General features: G+C 64.1%; 16 protein-coding genes. 7 read left to right on the top strand and 9 right to left on the bottom strand.

The window, feature by feature from the left end:
* Positions 1 to 6: 6 nt before the first annotated feature.
* Genes ACZ9H4_RS08090 through ACZ9H4_RS08105 form a run of 4 tightly spaced genes read right to left on the bottom strand, consistent with a single transcriptional unit; the run spans position 7 to position 3,593 of the window.
* Positions 7 to 1,323, bottom strand: coding sequence for an MFS transporter (locus ACZ9H4_RS08090; RefSeq protein ID WP_476118692.1), 1,317 nt, complete (start codon positions 1,321 to 1,323; stop codon positions 7 to 9).
* 47 nt (positions 1,324 to 1,370) lie between these two features.
* The gene (locus ACZ9H4_RS08095; protein ID WP_408152656.1) at positions 1,371 to 1,763 is read right to left on the bottom strand and encodes a tautomerase family protein; all 393 of its coding nucleotides are present in this window, start codon (positions 1,761 to 1,763) and stop codon (positions 1,371 to 1,373) included.
* Positions 1,764 to 1,812: 49 nt separating this feature from the next.
* Positions 1,813 to 2,313: an aromatic-ring-hydroxylating dioxygenase subunit beta gene (locus tag ACZ9H4_RS08100; protein ID WP_408152655.1), complete on the bottom strand. Its 501-nt coding sequence runs from the start codon at positions 2,311 to 2,313 to the stop codon at positions 1,813 to 1,815.
* Complete coding sequence (locus tag ACZ9H4_RS08105; RefSeq protein ID WP_476118695.1) at positions 2,310 to 3,593, bottom strand: aromatic ring-hydroxylating oxygenase subunit alpha; 1,284 nt, start codon at positions 3,591 to 3,593, stop codon at positions 2,310 to 2,312. Before ACZ9H4_RS08105 ends, ACZ9H4_RS08100 begins: the two co-directional genes overlap by 4 nt.
* A 106-nt stretch (positions 3,594 to 3,699) precedes the next feature.
* On the opposite strand from ACZ9H4_RS08105, the gene ACZ9H4_RS08110 reads away from it, so the two are divergent.
* Positions 3,700 to 4,620, top strand: a complete 921-nt coding sequence (locus ACZ9H4_RS08110) for a LysR family transcriptional regulator (RefSeq protein WP_408142171.1) — start codon at positions 3,700 to 3,702, stop codon at positions 4,618 to 4,620.
* A 13-nt stretch (positions 4,621 to 4,633) separates the two neighbouring features.
* Here the strand turns inward: ACZ9H4_RS08110 and ACZ9H4_RS08115 are convergent, their stop codons facing one another.
* Entirely contained in the window at positions 4,634 to 5,521 is an 888-nt protein-coding gene (locus ACZ9H4_RS08115) for a LysR family transcriptional regulator (RefSeq protein WP_408142173.1), read from the bottom strand.
* Positions 5,522 to 5,662: 141 nt separating this feature from the next.
* A complete protein-coding gene (locus ACZ9H4_RS08120; RefSeq protein WP_476118698.1) occupies positions 5,663 to 7,432 on the bottom strand; it encodes a SulP family inorganic anion transporter in 1,770 nt (589 codons plus the stop codon).
* A 275-nt stretch (positions 7,433 to 7,707) separates the two neighbouring features.
* On the opposite strand from ACZ9H4_RS08120, the gene ACZ9H4_RS08125 reads away from it, so the two are divergent.
* The 3 genes from ACZ9H4_RS08125 (at position 7,708) to catC (ending at position 10,274) form a co-directional block, all read left to right on the top strand.
* Entirely contained in the window at positions 7,708 to 8,865 is a 1,158-nt protein-coding gene (locus tag ACZ9H4_RS08125; protein ID WP_408142176.1) for a muconate/chloromuconate family cycloisomerase, read from the top strand.
* 37 nt (positions 8,866 to 8,902) lie between these two features.
* Complete coding sequence (gene catA / locus ACZ9H4_RS08130) at positions 8,903 to 9,811, top strand: catechol 1,2-dioxygenase (protein ID WP_408142178.1); 909 nt, start codon at positions 8,903 to 8,905, stop codon at positions 9,809 to 9,811.
* Between the two features lie 172 nt (positions 9,812 to 9,983).
* Positions 9,984 to 10,274: a muconolactone Delta-isomerase gene (catC, locus tag ACZ9H4_RS08135; RefSeq protein ID WP_476118701.1), complete on the top strand. Its 291-nt coding sequence runs from the start codon at positions 9,984 to 9,986 to the stop codon at positions 10,272 to 10,274.
* A gap of 153 nt (positions 10,275 to 10,427) precedes the next feature.
* Here the strand turns inward: catC and ACZ9H4_RS08140 are convergent, their stop codons facing one another.
* The gene (locus tag ACZ9H4_RS08140) at positions 10,428 to 11,408 is read right to left on the bottom strand and encodes a PDR/VanB family oxidoreductase (RefSeq protein WP_476118702.1); all 981 of its coding nucleotides are present in this window, start codon (positions 11,406 to 11,408) and stop codon (positions 10,428 to 10,430) included.
* A gap of 190 nt (positions 11,409 to 11,598) precedes the next feature.
* A complete protein-coding gene (locus ACZ9H4_RS08145; protein WP_408142184.1) occupies positions 11,599 to 12,483 on the bottom strand; it encodes a LysR family transcriptional regulator in 885 nt (294 codons plus the stop codon).
* Between the two features lie 138 nt (positions 12,484 to 12,621).
* Between ACZ9H4_RS08145 and ACZ9H4_RS08150 the strand changes: the two genes are divergently transcribed.
* Together ACZ9H4_RS08150 and ACZ9H4_RS08155 are read left to right on the top strand one after the other, a co-directional pair.
* Complete coding sequence (locus ACZ9H4_RS08150; protein ID WP_408152651.1) at positions 12,622 to 13,407, top strand: sulfite exporter TauE/SafE family protein; 786 nt, start codon at positions 12,622 to 12,624, stop codon at positions 13,405 to 13,407.
* A gap of 399 nt (positions 13,408 to 13,806) precedes the next feature.
* Entirely contained in the window at positions 13,807 to 14,553 is a 747-nt protein-coding gene (locus ACZ9H4_RS08155) for a glucose 1-dehydrogenase (RefSeq protein ID WP_408142188.1), read from the top strand.
* A gap of 155 nt (positions 14,554 to 14,708) precedes the next feature.
* On the opposite strand, the gene ACZ9H4_RS08160 is transcribed toward ACZ9H4_RS08155, so the two are convergent.
* Entirely contained in the window at positions 14,709 to 15,590 is an 882-nt protein-coding gene (locus tag ACZ9H4_RS08160; protein ID WP_408142476.1) for a LysR substrate-binding domain-containing protein, read from the bottom strand.
* A 127-nt stretch (positions 15,591 to 15,717) separates the two neighbouring features.
* On the opposite strand from ACZ9H4_RS08160, the gene ACZ9H4_RS08165 reads away from it, so the two are divergent.
* The gene (locus ACZ9H4_RS08165; protein WP_476118703.1) at positions 15,718 to 16,956 is read left to right on the top strand and encodes a 2-aminoethylphosphonate--pyruvate transaminase; all 1,239 of its coding nucleotides are present in this window, start codon (positions 15,718 to 15,720) and stop codon (positions 16,954 to 16,956) included.
* Positions 16,957 to 16,976: the final 20 nt, after the last annotated feature.

Consider the following 16,976-nt stretch of genomic DNA (forward strand, 5'->3'; position numbering starts at 1 on the left):
CGCGCGTTAATCATGCGCGGTGTGCGTGTTCTTCGGAATGGTCATGAGCGTCAGCGCGGTAATCAGACCGAAGCCGATCAGCATCAACGCAACCGGCCACGGCGCCCGGACTTGCGCATACAGTGCGGTCGCGACCAGTGGCGCGAGTCCGCCGGAAAAGACCGATGCGATTTCGTGGCCGAGCGCCATGCCCGAGTAGCGCACTTCGGTGGGGAACAGTTCGCCCATCAGCGCGGGTTGCGTGCCGATCATCGCGGCGTGGCAGAACGGCAGGCCCAACGCGAGCGACAGGAACACGTAGAGCGGCTGATGCGTGTCGATCAGCCAGAAGGCCGGAAACGCGATCACCACGAGACCGAGCGCGCCGATCATATACACGGGGCGTCGCCCGATGACATCGGAGAGGCGGCCCCACAGCACGATCGTCACGAGTTCGAGCAGCATCGCGATCATCACACCGCCGAGCATCACCGAAACCGGCACCCCGACCGTCTTGCCGTACACCAGCACGAACGACAGAAAAATATACGTGCCGCCGTTTTCCGCCACGCGCAGGCCCATCGCCTGCAAGACCTGCTTCGGATGATTGCGCAGCACGGTCAGCACCGGCATGTGCCTCGGTTTGGCTGCAGCGAAGTCGCGGCTTTCGGGCAAGCGCCGGCGAATATACACACCGACACCGAAGATCAGCACGCTCGCGAGAAACGGCACGCGCCAACCCCACGACATGAAGCTTTCGAGCGGCAGGCGCTGCACCAGATAGAACGCCGCTGCCGACAACACGAAACCGCCGGCCACGCCCAATTGACTGAACGACGCGTAGTAGCCGCGCCGGTTGGCCGGTGCGCTTTCGCTGATCAGGAGCACGCCGCCGCCCCATTCGCCGCCGGAGGCGATGCCTTGCACGATCCGCAGACACACTAGTGCGATGGGCGCGAGAAAGCCGACCTGCGAGAACGTCGGCAACAGGCCGATGCCGAAGGTCGCCACGCCCATCATCATCAGCGTGACGACGAGCGCGCCTTTGCGTCCATGCCGGTCGCCAATGTGGCCGAACACGACGCCGCCCAGCGGCCGCGCGAGAAAGCCGATCGCGAAGCCCGCGAACGCGGCGAGCGTGCCGAGCAACGGATCGCCGTGCAGCGGGAAAAACAGCGGCCCGAAGATCAGCGCGGCGGCCGTGCCGTACAGAAAGAAGTCGTACCATTCGAGCGCATTGCCGATCACGGAGGCGATGATGATCCGCCGCAAGGTCCGCGAAGTGGCCGGCATCGCGGACGCGGGAGGCGATCCGGCCGTGGGGGAAAACGTATCGTTTTGCATCGTCGTGCTCGCTGTTGTCGCGGTATCGTGGGGGGAGGGAAAGGGCGCTAGCGCCCGAGTGACCTCGCGGTGTGGCCGCCGATGCCGAAGTCGGTATTCGGTATGTCCTTGATCATCACACGGGCGGCCGCCAGTGGCGTATCGAGCAGGTTCGCGGCGGTCTCGCTGAGCGCGGCGATCAACGCGGCTTTTTGCGTGGGCGTGCGGCCCGCGATCAGGATCGCGACGATGCTCAACAGCGCGCTGCGTGCACCAGGGGCGTTGCTCGCGCTGAGGCCGCCCACGCCGATGTCGTGCGGCGGCAATTCGCTCAGCAGAATCCGCACCGCTTCGGCAGGCGCGCCGATCGCGTCGACCGTGGCCCGCGTGAGATCCGCGATCAGCTGCGCCTTGCGCGCCGGCGCGTGTCCGGCCGGCAGATAGACTTCTAGTGTAGGCATCGTGTCGTTTTCGCTTCGCTCGTGGGGTCGACGATCGTCGTTCAGGCGATCACAGCAGGAAGCCGATCGCGCTCAACGCATCGGTCGAATCGATCAGGCGAATCACCTTCTGCACGATGCGCGGCTCGCCGCTCGCAAAGCCGATGCGATGCGTGAGGTCCGCCGCGAACAGCGTCGCCTTGCCGCGTTTGTACGCGACGATCACCTGTGCCGAGTTCACCGTGACTTCATCGCTGGCGTCGCTCGTCAGCGTGAAGCGCGAGACCGTGCGCACGGTGCGGGCGGCGTCGCTCGCCGACGCCGAATAGCCGGACGTCATCCGTTGCACGCGTTTTTCGCGCATGTCCTGATCGTCGTACGCGTAGTTCAGCGTGGCGGCGAAGTCGGTGGCGTCGGGTTCGATCGGCACCACGTAGAAGCCCGCCGGGTCCCACAGCGTCAGCCACTCGCGATAGTCCTTGCGATCCAGCAGTTCGGCTTCGCGCCAGATGAGTTCGATCGCGTCGGCGAAGATCTTCTGCGAGAACAGGGTGTTGCGCTCGTCCATCATGCTTGCTCCATCATCGTGCGCCATTGCGCGTACGCTTCGCGCATGCCGGTTTCGTCGGTGGCGTGCGCGGTCTTTTCGCCGTTCGGCGCGGTGTTCTCGCGATTCAGGCCGCGGTTCACGAGAATCGGCAGATCGGGCCCGGCGTGCGAGCCGCGCTGCACGCGCTCCCAGGCTTCGGCGTCATCGGGGCTGCCGAAACCGAACGGGCCCTGGAAGTGTTCGTGAATACGCAGACGCACGCTGTTCGCTTCGTCGGGGCCGCCGTCCATCGCGAGCGCGACGTGACGAATTTCGGTTTCATTCGCGGAAATGGGCCGCAGCACGCGGAAAAACGCCATCGACAACGCGAGATTCGGAAACAGATTCAGGTTGAAGCCGACGCCCATCAGCGAGCGCACGATGCGGCGCACCTCGTCCGGCGCATGATCTTTGGCGAGCGACGCGGCGAGCGCCTCGAAGCGTTCGGGAATGGGCGCGCCGTCATCCTTGTCCAGATCGACGAGTTCGGGCACCAGCACCGCGAGGCTATGGCCATTGCCGAGCGAGCGGCAGAAAGCGTCGTCGCTGGTCATGAAACTGGTGATCGCGGTGGCGGTTTCGTCGTCGATCGATTTCATCCACGATTTGTGGACCACGGGGAAGTGATACAGATCCGTCGTGTTTTCGAGCTGAATCTTCCAGTTGCCGTTGAAGCGGAACCGGTGTTCGCCGTTGGCCTTGATCGGATAGCCCGCGCCCTGCTTCATGAACAGATCGATCCAGGGCTTCGCGCCGCCGAGAAAATCCTCGAGCGGCTCGATTTCCTGATTGAAGCTCGCAAATATCAAACCTTGATAGATTCCGACGCGCAGACTCGCGAGCGGCAGTTCCGTCTTGTCGATCACGCCTTCATAGCCGTCGCCGTACGGCAGTGCGCGCAAGGCGCCGTCGAGGCCGTAGGTCCAGCTGTGATACGGGCACGTGAAGCCTTTTGCGTTGCCCTTGTGCTGTTCGCACACGGTCGCACCGCGATGGCGGCAGCGATTCTGCAGCACGTTGACCGCGCCGCTCCTGTCGCGCACGACGATCACCGGCTGGCGGCCGATCGTCGTGGTGCGGAAGTCGCCGGGGTTCGGCAGTTCGCTTTCGTGCGCGACCCAGATCCACGTCTTGTAGAAAATGCGCTCGAGTTCGGTTTCGAAGACGGCCGGGTCGTAGTACAGCGACGGGGCCACGCGGTCGGACTGCGCGCGCTGGTACAGCGCGCTCGCATCGACGGCCTGATATGAGGATTCGCTCATGACGGTGTAGTGGGGGTGTGGTCGATGGAGCAAAGTCTCGCCGAGTGACTGATATGCGTCAAATTGATCTAAAATAAAAACCAAGATCAACCGCATGGATATCTCGATGAATTCGCTGGACCACGTCGACCTCAACCTGCTGCGCGTTTTTCAGGCGATCGTCGAAGAGCGCAGCCTCACGCGGGCCGGTCAGCGGCTCGCGCTGTCACAGCCGGCCATCAGTTATTCGCTGGGGCGTTTGCGCACGCTGTTCGACGATCCGCTGTTCATTCGCACGCGGGTCGGCATGCAGCCCACGCCGATCGCGCTGGAGTTGTCGGCGATCGTGTCGCGGGCGCTCGACACGGTGCGCGAAGCGCTGCGTTACGCGGAACATTTCGATCCGGCGGTGAGCACGCGCACGTTCCGGCTGTCGCTTTCGGACGCGGGTGAACTGGCTTATCTGCCGCCGATCTGCGAGGCCTTGCACCAGCAGGCGCCACGCGTGAAATTGCGCATCGAGCCGTTGCCGGTCGAAGAAATCGAAGACGCGTTGCGCGCGAGCCGGCTCGATTTCGCCATCGGCAACCTGCCGACACTCACTGCGCGCACGCGTCATCAGGCATTGTTTGAGGAAACCTATGTGTGCATGACGCGCAAGCGACGCGGCTTGCCGCGCGCGAAAGAGCTGGGTCTGAAGGCGTTTCTGGAGGCGTCGCACGTGCAGATCACGTCGGTCGAGCACAGCCACCATGCGCTCGACGACGAGTTCCGCGCGCAAGGCGTCGGGCGTCATATCGCGCTGGAACTACCGCATTTCGTCGCGCTGCCGAGCGTGCTCGCCGTGACCGATCTGTTCGCGACGCTGCCGCGCCGCCTTGCGCAGATTTTCAACCGCAGCGGCGGCTTTCAGATTTACGAGTTGCCGGTGAGTCTGCCGGTCGCGGCGGTCACGATGCACTGGCACGAGCATTTCGACCAGGACGAGGGCAACGTGTGGCTGCGCACGCTGATGGCGGACATCGTGCGGCGCTTCGACGAGCAGTGACGCCGTTGCGGCGTCACGTCCGTTTGAAGAGCCCGCGTGCAAGCGAACACATCAGCGTGGTGGCGGGCGACTCGTCCTGCAAACGGCGGCTCATGATGATCGGCGAGGCGATGCTGGCCGCCGGAATCGGCCGGTACACGACGCCATGCGCGCGCAAACCTTCCACGCTTTCCGGCACGAGGCACACGCCCACGCGCGCCGCGACCAGACCGAGGGCGGTCTGCAATTCCCGCACTTCATGAATCGCCTTCGGCTCCAGCGCGTGATCGTGCAGCGCCGAGAGCTGCTGGTCGGCATAGCTCGGGCGCGGCGTGCTCGGATAGACGATCAGCGTTTCCTGCGCGAGCGCGGCGAGGGTCAGCGGCTTCTTTTGCCGCGCGAGCGGATGGTCTTGCGGCAGCGCCGCAATCATCCGTTCTTCGACGAGCACTTCGCGCGCCAGTTGCGCGTCGTCGAAACGCAGGCGGCCAAAGCCGACGTCGATACGGCCGCCTTTGAGCGCGGCCAGCTGCTCGATCGTGAACATTTCGATCAGCGACAACTCGATATGCGGCGCGGCCTCGCGAAACGCGCGGATCACGGCGGGTAGCGCACCGTACAGCGTGGAGGGCACGAAGCCGATCACGATGCGCTCGGCCAGCTGCGCGAGCCGGCGCGTGAGCGGCGCGAGTTCGTCAGCTTCGTCGACGAGGCGCTTCGCCTGCGTATAGAAAATGCGGCCGGCTTCGGTCAAACGCAGCGGACGCGAGCCGCGTTCGAACAGCGGCAGGCCGACGCTTTCCTCGATCTGCTGAATCTGCCGGCTTAGCGGCGGCTGCGTCATGTGCAGGCGATTGGCGGCCCGCGTGATGTTCATTTCTTCCGCGACCGCGATGAAGTAGCGGAGTTGGCGAAGTTCCATGCAGTCCCCTAAGGTACAGGTTTTCTTATCGATCTCGAACGTTGCTGAGCATGTGGCAGGCCGTGCGGCGAAGGCGCAGATTAGTTCAGGCGGGCGGGTATGGTCAATGTTCGCGTCTGCCATGTACGCCACATACGCCGCTCATGGCCGCCGCGACGCCCCGCCATGCTCATCCGTGGCGGCGCCGGATTCCCTCTCGTAGTCGTCGACCGCACTGCCCACCGTCGGATGGAAGCGCCGCTCGCCAATCACATCAGTCAGTTCGAAGCGGATCAGCTTGTCACGCACCGGATCCTTCATTTCGGCGAAATGCAGCGTGATGCCGCGCTCGCCGAGAATCCGGCTCAGTTCCCGCAGCATGTCGGCGGAAGTGACGTCGACACTGGTCACCGGCTCCGCCGCGACGACGACCCGGCGAACCTGCGAGGGATAGTCGTCGACCGCTTCCAGAAGCCGATCCTGAAACAGCTCCGCGTTGGCGAAGAAGAGCGGCGCGTCCCAGCGAAACAGCAGAAGCCCCGCGGGCCGCGCGGCATGCGGATAGCGCTTGATGTCATGGTATCCGCGCAAACCTTCCACGTGACCGAGAACCGCGTAATGAGGCCGCCAGCCGTCCCAGAGAAATTCGATGATCGCGATCACCACCGCGAGACAGATGCCCGGAATCGCACCGAATACCGCGACACCGGCGAAGCACGCGAGCGAGAGCCAGAACTCCCACTGCTGGATGCGGTAGATGCGCTTGAGGTCCGTCACTTCGAACAGGCCAAGGGCTGCGGCAATCACGACTGCGGCGAGCGCGCTGTTGGGCAGGTAGCGCATCAGATTGGGCGCCGCCAGCAGCAGCGCCGCAACGGCCAGCGCGCCGACGACGCCGGTCAGTTGCGTGCGCGCGCCCGCCGCTTCGGCCACTGGCGTGCGCGAGGCGCTGCTGCTGATCGGAAAGCCCTGGAAAAAACCTGCCGCGAGGTTGGCCGCACCTAGGCCCACCATTTCCTGATTCGGGTCGACGCGGCTGTGAAGCCGTGCGGCGAAGGTGCGCGACAGCACGCTCGTGTCGGCGAACGAAATCAACGCCACCGCGCATCCGCCGAGCAGGATCTTGACCAGGTCGGCGCCGCTGGCCCACGGCAGGACGAAAGCGGGCAAGCCTTGCGGGATTTTGCCCAGCACTTTGACGCCGGCGCTGTCGAGGTCGAACAGGTAGACGCACAGCGTCGCCAGCACCACGGCGATAAGAATGCCGGGCAGCTTTTCGAAGCGCTTGAGCAGCAGGATCAGGGCGAGACTGCCCGCACCGACCGCCAGGCTGTACCCGTTGACTTTCCCGCCGGCGATGGCCTGTGTCAGGTTCAACAGGATGCCGAGAGAACTATCGCCGTTGCCGGAGACGCCGAAGAGCCGCGGCAGCTGGCTGATCAGGACGGTGATCGCGATGCCGTTCATGTAGCCGTATCGAATGGGCTTGGACAGCAGCTCGGTGATGAAGCCCAAGCGCAGCAGTCCCATGACGATGCAGAACACGCCGGAGACGATCGCCAGCATGCTGGCCACCGCGATGGCGCGCGATGGATCGCCCATGGCAAGCGTCACGACGACCGAGAGGATCGGCGCCGCGAGCGCGGAGTCCGGACCCACGACCAGAATCCGGCTCGGACCGAAGAGCGCGTAGGCGAGCAGCGGAACGATCGTCGCGTACAGGCCGACGACACCAGGGACGCCGGACGCCTCGGCATAGGCGATGCCGACGGGCACCAGCATCGTCGTCAGGACGAGACCCGCCGCCACGTCCTTTGGCAGCCAACTGAGCTGATACCCCTTCAGCATCACGAGTCCGGGGAGCCTGCGCAGCCATCCTTGCGGGCGGTTCGCGGGATGCCCGGCAGCGGGCGTGGATTGGTCGGATTGCATGAGTCGGCTATTGACCGTCGAAGCGCGGTTGCGCGTGAGAGGGTTGGACGTCGCCTTCGTTCCTTCGTTATCTGACAGAAAGAATAGTGCACAGCCGCCGAAGGCAGTAGAGGGTTCGTGTGCTGGGCCTGCCGTGAGCTGTGTCGCGTTGCTCAAACCCGTTCCCGCGTTCCATACCGCCAGAGTATGGAACTAGTCTGAATGAGTGTTGGACTGCTTGACGGGTTTGTTTCTAATATGGGGCTCCAGGTTAAAGCCGTTCAGGAGGGCAACGAATGACAGCAACACCCGTGAAGATCGAGAGCGTGGAGACGATTCTCGTCGACGTACCGACGATCCGTCCGCACCGTCTCTCGGTCGCAACGATGAACTGCCAGACGCTGGTGCTGGTGCGCATCCGTTGCGCGGACGGCGTGGTCGGCGTGGGCGAGGGCACCACGATCGGCGGCCTCGCGTATGGCGAGGAGAGCCCGGAGAGCATCAAGGTCAACATCGACACGTATTTCGCGCCGCTGCTCAAAGGAATGGACGCAACCCGTCCCGGCGCCGCGATGGCGAAATTGCGCGAGCTGTTTCAAGGCAACCGCTTTGCGAAGTCCGCGCTCGAAACCGCGTTGTTCGACGCGCAGGCGCAACGCGTCGGCGTGCCGTTGTCGGAGTTGTTCGGCGGCCGCGTGCGCGAGTCGGTGGATGTCGCATGGACGCTTGCGAGCGGCGACACGAAGCGCGATATCGACGAAGCCGAGCAGGTCTACGAGACAAAACGCCATCGCGTGTTCAAGCTGAAGATCGGCTCGCGCGCAGTGGCCGACGACGTCGCGCATGTGGTCGCGATCGGGAAAGCGCTCGCAGGATACGGTGAAGTGCGGGTCGACGTGAACCAGGCATGGACCGAATCGGAAGCGATCTGGGCGGGCCGCCGTTTCGCCGACGCCGGCGTCGCGCTGATCGAGCAGCCGATCGCCGCCGAGAACCGCGCGGGCCTGAAGCGCCTGACCGATCTCGCCCAGGTGCCGATCATGGCCGACGAAGCGCTGCACGGCCCGGCGGATGCGTTCGCGATTGCGAGCGCGCGTGCCGCCGATGTCTTCGCGGTGAAGATCGCACAATCGGGCGGCTTGAGCGGCGCCGCGCAGGTGGCGGCGATTGCGTCTGCCGCGAATATCGACCTGTACGGCGGCACGATGCTCGAAGGCGCGGTGGGCACGATCGCGTCGGCGCAACTCTTCAGTACCTTCGGCGAATTGAAGTGGGGCACCGAGCTGTTCGGCCCGCTGCTGTTGACCGAAGAAATTCTCACCGAACCGCTGCGCTACGAAAATTTTGCGCTGCATCTGCCGCAGGGTCCAGGCCTCGGCATCTCGCTCGACTGGGACAAGATCGACCGTCTGCGGCGCGATACGCGCCAGGGCGCGAGCGTTACCGTGAAGTAATTTAGCGATCCAGAATATCAAACCAGGGAGATACCCCATGAACAAGCAAGCCATCGATACGTTGCTGCAAAAGATCAACGACAGCGCCACCAGCGAAGGTAATCCGCGCACGAAGCAGATCGTGAACCGGATCGTGCAGGACCTGTTCTATACGATCGAAGATCTCGACGTGCAGCCCGACGAGTTCTGGACCGCGCTGAACTATCTCGGCGACGCCGGCAAGAGCGGCGAGCTGGGCTTGCTCGCAGCGGGTCTCGGGTTCGAACATTTTCTCGATCTGCGTCTGGACGAAGCGGAAGCGAAGGCCGGCATTGAAGGCGGCACGCCGCGCACGATCGAAGGCCCGTTGTATGTGGCGGGCGCACCGGAGTCGGTCGGCCATGCACGGCTCGACGACGGCACCGATCCGGGCCAGACGCTCGTGATGCGCGGCCGCGTGCTCGGCGAGGACGGCCAGCCGCTCGCGAATGCGCTGGTCGAAGTGTGGCATGCGAACCATCTCGGCAATTACTCGTACTTCGACAAATCGCAGCCGGCGTTCAACCTGCGCCGCTCGATCCGTACGGATGCCGAAGGCAAATACAGCTTCCGCAGCGTCGTGCCGGTCGGCTATAGCGTGCCGCCGCAAGGTCAGACGCAATTGCTGCTCGATCAGCTCGGCCGTCACGGGCATCGTCCGGCGCATATCCACTTCTTCGTTTCCGCGCCGGGTTGCCGTAAGTTGACGACGCAGATCAACATCGACGGCGATCCGTATCTGTGGGACGACTTCGCTTTCGCGACGCGCGACGGCCTCGTGCCCGCGCTCAAGCAGGCCGAAGGCGCAGACGGCAAACCGTATGGCGTGGAAGGCAACTTCGCGCTGATCGATTTCGACTTCACGCTGTTCAACGAACGCGACAATCTGCCGGGCGCCGAAGTGGAACGGGTACGCGCCGAGGCCTGATGCTGCGCAGCGTTGAGAGAAGACGCTCGAACGCAGTGCAGGAATTCGTCGACCCAGGCTTGCACGGCGTGTGGCTTGCCGTGTCAGCCAGGGTCCTTCATGACCGATCACGCTATTGATCATGTGTCGATAATCCGTCATGCACGGGATCGATCACCCCAGGAGAGCAAGCATGTTGTTTCACGTCGAGATGACCGTCAATCTGCCGCCGGACATGGATGAGGAACGCGCCGCACGTCTGAAGGCCGACGAGAAAGCGATGTCGCAACGACTTCAGCAGGAAGGCGTATGGCGGCACTTGTGGCGCATTGCCGGGCGCTACGCGAATATCAGTGTGTTCGATGTGGAAAGCCCGGCGCGTCTGCATGACGTGCTGAGCCAGTTGCCGCTGTTTCCGTACATGGATGTCGAAGTGCGCGCGCTGTGCCGGCACGCATCGTCGATTCGCGACGACGACCGGTAAGCGTCGAGGAAGATAAGCAGGAAGAGAACAGGCTCAGGAAGGTGCTGCGAATGCAGCACCTTCTGCTATTGCATGAAGCCGCTGTCGTGCAATGGCGCAATGCAGAAATACGGTTATGCGGTTTTCACGCGCCACGCGCACTACCGCACCACATCAAAGATCCAGCACCAGCACCGGCGACGTCGCGCGCGACACACAGCAGCAGATCACCTTGCCGCTAGCGCGTTCCGCTTTGCTCAGGCAATGGTCGCGATGCTCGGGCGTGCCGCTCACCACGTCGATCATGCAGGTGCCGCAGACGCCCTCGCCACACGACGTATCCACTTCGATGCCGATCGACGCCAGCGCCGCCACGATGGTCGTGTCCTTGTCGACGTGCACGGTTGCGCCGCTGCTGGCGATCCGCACGTCGAACGCGTCGAGCGTCGCAGCTTCACCGCTCATGGCAGCGGAAGCCGGCTCGGCCGCAAAACGTTCGAGGTGAATGGCGTCCGGCGCGACGCACGTTTCGCCGATCGCGACCACGCGTTCCATGAAAGGCGCGGGGCCGCAGGTGTAAATATGCGTGCCTTCACGCGAGCCTTGCAGACAATCGCCGAGCACCGCATCGAGCTGCTCGCGCGTGACGCCGAAGTGAAACTTCACGTGATCGCTGAACGGCGCGCGCGAGAGCAACGGCAAGAACGCCGCATGCTCCGCGCTGCGTGCGAAATAGTGCAGCGTGAAGCGCTGTCGCTGCTTCAGCAACCGGTAGGCCATGCTCAATAACGGTGTCACGCCGATGCCCGCGGCGACCAGAATGTGTTCGTCGGCGCCGGGCGCAAGCTGGAACAGATTGCGCGGCGCGCCGATCGTCAGTTCGCTGCCGACCGTGACTTCGTCGTGCAGCGCACGCGAGCCGCCGCGCGAAGCGTCTTCGCGCTTCACCGCAAACAGATGCGCGTCGCGCTGATCCGGGTCGCCGCATAACGAATATTGACGCGTGAGCCCGGACGGGCCGACGACGTCGATGTGCGCGCCGGGTTCGTAGTGGTCGAACGGCTGGCCATCCAGACGCGAGACGCTGAACGAGCGCACGCCGTGCGCTTCGTCACGCACGCTCTCGACACGTACGTTGAAAGTGGTTCTTTCCATGATTCTGCCGACAAGAAATAACGCTGCAAGGCGCACTGCGGTGAGCAGTGCGGGCGCCGCGCGCATGGGTTGCAGGCGGTCGTGCGTCAAGGATAAGAACTCGGGATAAATCAGGCAAATCGATTAAAAATAGCTATATGAATAAATGCGACTGATATCAATGAGGTGAGCCGGACCCCGTCCGAAACCGCTAGATGCCAGCCAGATGCCGCACCAGTGCCTTTTCCAGCCGCGACATCGCGTTCAGCTCGCGCATGCAGACCAGCAAGCGGCGCGAGGCCCAGCTCTCGGCCAGCTCGATCGTGCGAATGCCCGGCGTGCCGCGATAGCGCCTCGCCGCCGTGGCCGGCACGATGCCGACCCCGGCACCCTGTTCGACCATGCAGCAGATGCCGTCGAAGGTACGCATGTGCGCGCGATAGCTGAGCGTTTGCCCGGCCAGCAAAGCGCGCTCGCCGAGATACGCGTGCAACGCGCTGTCCGCGCTGAGACCGATGAATTCGCGCGCGGCCACTTCCGCGAGCGTGGCGCGCCGGCGCGTAGCGAGCGGGTCGTCGCGGCTCGTGATCAGCACCAGCTTGTCGACGGCAAACGCAAACGTCTGCAGTGCGCCATGTTCGACTGCATCGGAAATGATGCCGATCTCCGCGGCGCCGGTCAGCACGGCCTTGACGGTCTCGCTGCTTTGACGCTCCTTCAGATCGATCTGCACGTTCGGGTGATCGCGTAGAAACAGGCCGATCGCCGACGGCAGGAACTCGGTGATCGCGGCGGTATTGGTCCACAGGCGAATGCAGGCTTTGCGTCCCTCCTGATGCTCGCCCAGTTCGCCTTGCATCCTTTCTATCTGCCCGAGCACGAGCCGCGCATGGTGCGCGAGCGTATCGCCGGTCGGCGTGGATTCGACACCGCGGCGGCCGCGTTCGAGCAGCGGCATGCCCAGCGCGTCTTCCATGCCGCGCAGCCGGGCGCTGGCCGAGGGCAGCGACATGTTCGCGCGCGCGGCCCCGTGCGTGATGCTGCCGGTGTCGAGTACATGGAGAAAGAGCCGGAGATCGATGAAGTCGAAGCGCATGAGCGTGTGGTTCGGGTGAGCGCTGCTGGAGGGAATTGAGACTTAGTCTCAGCCTAAGTCACGATACGTATCTTACGCATTGTGGACCGCGCGGCGGTGCTTGAAAATCGCTCACATCACTTCAATAAAAATCTGCCGATGATCTCTTCGTTTGCGAGTCTGTTTTCCGGTCCGCTTCCGGGTTCGATTGCGCTGCATGCCAGCGTGATCGCCGCGACCTTCGTGGTGGCCGGTTTCGTAAAAGGCGTGACCGGCATGGGTCTGCCCACCGTCGCAATGGGCGTGCTCGGCATGCTGATGCTGCCCGCTCAGGCGGCCGCCTTGCTGCTGTTGCCGTCGTTCGTCACGAACGTGTGGCAACTGTTCGCGGGGCCGAGCGTGCGGGCGCTGCTCAAGCGCTTGTGGCCGATGATGGCGGGCATCGTCGGCGGTACGCTCGCGGCGGCGTCGTTCATTGCGGGGGCGGGCGGTGCATGGGCGGTCGTCGGACTCGGCGCCGCGTTGACGCTGTATGCGGTGGCCGGCTTGCTGGCGTGGCGCTTCCCGGTGCCGGCGCGGCACGAGCGCTGGCTGTCGCCGGCGATCGGCGCGCTTACCGGTCTGGTCACAGGCGGCACCGGCGTGTTCGTGGTGCCGGCGGTCCCTTATCTGCAGTCGCTCGCGCTGAAGAAAGAGGAGCTGGTGCAAGCGCTCGGTCTGTCGTTCACCGTGTCGACCATCGCGCTGGCCATCGGACTCGCGAGCGAGCATGCATTTGCCGCCGACGAGCTAGGTGTATCGCTCGCCGCCGTCGCACCGGCACTGATCGGTATGTGGATCGGCCAGCGCGTGCGCGGACTCATCAGCCCGGCGAGCTTTCGCCGCTGGTTCTTCATCTGCCTGCTCGGACTCGGCATTCAATTGATGGCGCGCGCATTCGTTTAATAAGAATGCGATGGCAGCGGACAACGGAGAGATATCGTGTTGCACGTCATTCTGGATACGCTCGGTGCGCTGGCGGTGCTGGCAAGTGTTGGCGCGCAGATTGCGCTGATACGTAAGCGCTGAGTTCATTTCTCGCCCCCATCTAGCCAGCTGCACAATGCGGACCGCCATCGTCTCGCGAGCACGCACGCACGCATGCACGCGCATGCTGATGCAGCAGATTGCCGATTGTTCGGCTCAACCGACGTATCTATTCGCCGTCAGCCGCTTTATCCCGCACGCTGACATGCCTACATTGTGTCCAGTGACAGCGCCACTGCAAATCCAGCTTCATCGACGTGCATTCCGCGAATCTTCGCGACAGCGCGTCGGCGCAAATCCCATTTAAAGGACATGATCATGAGCAAGCTCACAGGTAAAGTCGCGGTCGTAACAGGCGGATCGAAAGGCATCGGCGCGGCCATCGCGAAGGCATTGGCGGCGCAGGGCGCATCGGTGGTCGTGAACTATGCGTCCAGCAAGGCAGGCGCCGACAGCGTGGTCGAAGCGATCACCGCGGCGGGTGGCAAGGCCATCGCGGTCGGCGGGGACGTCGCCAAAGCGGCCGACGCGCAAGGCATCATCGATGCGGCGGTCGAAACCTATGGCCGTCTCGACATCCTCGTCAACAACTCGGGCGTGTACGAGTTTTCGCCGATCGAGCAGATCACCGAAGAACACTTCCATAAGCATTTCAATGTGAACGTGCTCGGTCTGCTGCTGACCACGCAGGCGGCGGTCAAACATCTCGGCGAAGGCGGCAGCATCGTCAACGTCAGCTCGGTGGTGAGCCGCATCACGCCGCCGGGCAGCGCGGTCTATACGGCGACCAAAGGCGCGGTGGACGGCATCACGGGCGTGCTCGCGAAGGAACTCGGCCCGCGCAAGATTCGCGTGAATTCCGTGAATCCGGGCATGGTCGCGACCGAAGGCACGCATAGCGCGGGGATCATTGGTTCGGATCTCGAAGCGTGGGCGCTCGGCACGACGCCGCTGGGACGCATCGGCCAACCTGACGATATCGCGGATGTCGTCGTGTTCCTCGCCTCCAACGATTCGCGCTGGCTGACGGGCGAGAGTCTGATTGCGAGCGGCGGCTCGCGCTGAGCGAGCCTGTAGTGCGATGGCGTGCGGTGCAGCCCGCGAGGACGGTGGCCGCAACCGCATGCCTGACACTGACAGTACAGCAGCAGGGAAGTACTCCCGCCCGGCAAGTGACTCGCCGCAAATTCCAGTCATCACCTGCCGGGCACCTCATATTTTCATCCAGCCACAACCGCGGCGGCGCCAGGCAACTGCACCGCAAACAACGCATCGAGCAGATTCGACCCCGGCCGCTCGGCGAGCCGCGTTAGCGATTCGATCATCTGCACCCGGCAATCCTGCAGCGGGATCATCCTGATCCGCCGCGACTCATTGAATTCGGCGCGCGCGATCACGCCCACGCCGATGCCTTGCGCGACCGCTTCTTCCAACGCCTCGCGTCCGTCCACGTACATCACTGGCTCGACCTGCAACGACTCCCGCACCAGCTCGATTTCGAGCAGCTGCTGCGTGACCGACTGCGACTCGCGGAAAATCATCGGCTGTTTGACCAGTTCCGCGTAGCTCAGTCTGCGTTTCTTCGCGACCGGATCGCCGGCCGGCACCATCGCCACCAGCGGATCGCGCCGCAACACGCGCGACTCCAGCCGGCTGTGCACTTGCGGCGCGGCGGTGATGGCCGCGTCGACCGCGCTCGACAGCACGCGCTGCATGCAGTCCGCCGCGTTGGCGATCGACAGCGTCACGACGATTCCGGGATGGAGCTTGCGAAACGCGCCGATCAGCGTGACCGCGAGATCGGGCGCATCGGCGGCCAGCGACAGCGAGCCGGACTCGAGCCCACCCGCCGACTCCAGCAGTTGCCGCGCGTCGCGCTCGCACCCGAGCATGTGGCGCGTCACGCTGAACAGGCGCAAACCCAGTTCGGTGGTTTCGACGCCGCGTGGACCGCGTTCGAACAGCTTGACGCCGTAATCCTGCTCCAGCCGCCGCACGTGATCCGACACGGCCGGCTGCGTCAGCGACAAGGCCTGCGCCGCTTTCGAAAACCCGCCGTGTTCCGCGACCGCATGAAACGCCCGCAATTGCGCGTATTGCACGTGTGCCTCGCCGCTCGTTTCGAGCAATAAGTTTTTACGATACCGCCATCGATTATATCGATTTTACCGATGCCACACGGTTCTGTACTGTGTCACGCATCGACATAGCGACACCGGAGTTCTGCACATGGAAAGCGCGATCGGTCATTCAGCCTCTTCAACCGCGCCCGGCGCGCTGCCATGCGCCGCGCCGGCGAGCGGCGAGCCATATCTGTTGACGCCGGGGCCGCTGACCACCGCGCGCTCGACCAAAGAAGCCATGCTGCGCGACTGGGGCTCGTGGGACGGCGATTTCCGGGCGATGACCGCGCAGTTGCGCGCGAGCCTGCTCGACATCGCGGGCGCTGGCACGGACAACCCCGCCGGCGACTACGACTGCGTGCCGCTGCAAGGCAGCGGCAGCTATTGCGTCGAAGCGATGCTCGGCAGTCTGGTGCCGCGCGACGGCCACGCGCTCGTGCTTGCCAACGGCGCCTACGGCAAACGCATCGCCACCACGCTCGGCTATCTGGGCCGCGCCTACACGCTGCTCGACAAGGGCGACTATCTGCCGCCGCGCGGCGCCGAAATTGAACGCATGCTGGATGCCGATCCGCGCATCACGCACGTGGTCGCGGTGCATTGCGAAACCAGCTCGGGGATTCTCAATCCGCTCGCGGAGATCGCCGCGGCCACGGCGAAGAAAGGCCGCAAGCTGCTGATCGATTCGATGAGCGCGTTCGGCGCGGTGCCGCTCGACGTGCGCGAGACGGCCTGCGAGGCGTTCGTGTCGTCGGCGAATAAATGCATCGAGGGCGTGCCCGGTTTCGGCTTCGTGATCGCGCGCAAGCGCGCGTTGCAGGAAGCGAAGGGCCGCAGCCATTCGCTCGCGCTCGACGTCTACGATCAATGGGACGTGATGAACCGCACCGGGCAGTGGCGCTTCACGCCGCCCACCCACACGGTGGCCGCGTTTATCGAGGCGCTGCGTCTGCACAAGCTCGAAGGCGGTCAGCCGGGGCGTCTCGCGCGATACGCGAACAATCGCGACGTGCTGGTCGAAGGCATGCAGGCGCTCGGTTTCGAGCCGCTGCTGAATGCGCGCTGGCGCTCGCCGATCATCGTGACGTTTTTCGCGCCGGCGCATCCGTCGTTCGAATTCACGCGCTTCTACGAATTGATGAAACAGCAGGGCTTCATCATCTATCCGGGCAAGCTGACGGTGGTGGAGAGCTTTCGCATCGGCTGCATCGGCCAGGTGGATGAGCACGTGATGCGCCGCGTGGTGCAGGCCTGCGCCGCGTCGTTGCAGGCGCTCGGCGTCGATCACGCGGCGCCGCCTGCAGCGGCGCTCGAAGAAAGCAAGGCATTGGCGCAAGCGCAATGATCGACGAGGCCACCTCATGA

The sequence above is a fragment of the Paraburkholderia sp. TE9906 genome (assembly GCF_056279605.1).

Coding starts and splice junctions, on each gene's coding strand:
- ACZ9H4_RS08090 (WP_476118692.1), bottom strand. CDS start 1,323: ATGCAAAACGATACGTTTTCCCCCACGGCCGGATCGCCTCCCGCGTCC.
- ACZ9H4_RS08095 (WP_408152656.1), bottom strand. CDS start 1,763: ATGCCTACACTAGAAGTCTATCTGCCGGCCGGACACGCGCCGGCGCGC.
- ACZ9H4_RS08100 (WP_408152655.1), bottom strand. CDS start 2,313: ATGATGGACGAGCGCAACACCCTGTTCTCGCAGAAGATCTTCGCCGAC.
- ACZ9H4_RS08105 (WP_476118695.1), bottom strand. CDS start 3,593: ATGAGCGAATCCTCATATCAGGCCGTCGATGCGAGCGCGCTGTACCAG.
- ACZ9H4_RS08110 (WP_408142171.1), top strand. CDS start 3,700: ATGAATTCGCTGGACCACGTCGACCTCAACCTGCTGCGCGTTTTTCAG.
- ACZ9H4_RS08115 (WP_408142173.1), bottom strand. CDS start 5,521: ATGGAACTTCGCCAACTCCGCTACTTCATCGCGGTCGCGGAAGAAATG.
- ACZ9H4_RS08120 (WP_476118698.1), bottom strand. CDS start 7,432: ATGCAATCCGACCAATCCACGCCCGCTGCCGGGCATCCCGCGAACCGC.
- ACZ9H4_RS08125 (WP_408142176.1), top strand. CDS start 7,708: ATGACAGCAACACCCGTGAAGATCGAGAGCGTGGAGACGATTCTCGTC.
- catA (WP_408142178.1), top strand. CDS start 8,903: ATGAACAAGCAAGCCATCGATACGTTGCTGCAAAAGATCAACGACAGC.
- catC (WP_476118701.1), top strand. CDS start 9,984: ATGTTGTTTCACGTCGAGATGACCGTCAATCTGCCGCCGGACATGGAT.
- ACZ9H4_RS08140 (WP_476118702.1), bottom strand. CDS start 11,408: ATGGAAAGAACCACTTTCAACGTACGTGTCGAGAGCGTGCGTGACGAA.
- ACZ9H4_RS08145 (WP_408142184.1), bottom strand. CDS start 12,483: ATGCGCTTCGACTTCATCGATCTCCGGCTCTTTCTCCATGTACTCGAC.
- ACZ9H4_RS08150 (WP_408152651.1), top strand. CDS start 12,622: ATGATCTCTTCGTTTGCGAGTCTGTTTTCCGGTCCGCTTCCGGGTTCG.
- ACZ9H4_RS08155 (WP_408142188.1), top strand. CDS start 13,807: ATGAGCAAGCTCACAGGTAAAGTCGCGGTCGTAACAGGCGGATCGAAA.
- ACZ9H4_RS08165 (WP_476118703.1), top strand. CDS start 15,718: ATGGAAAGCGCGATCGGTCATTCAGCCTCTTCAACCGCGCCCGGCGCG.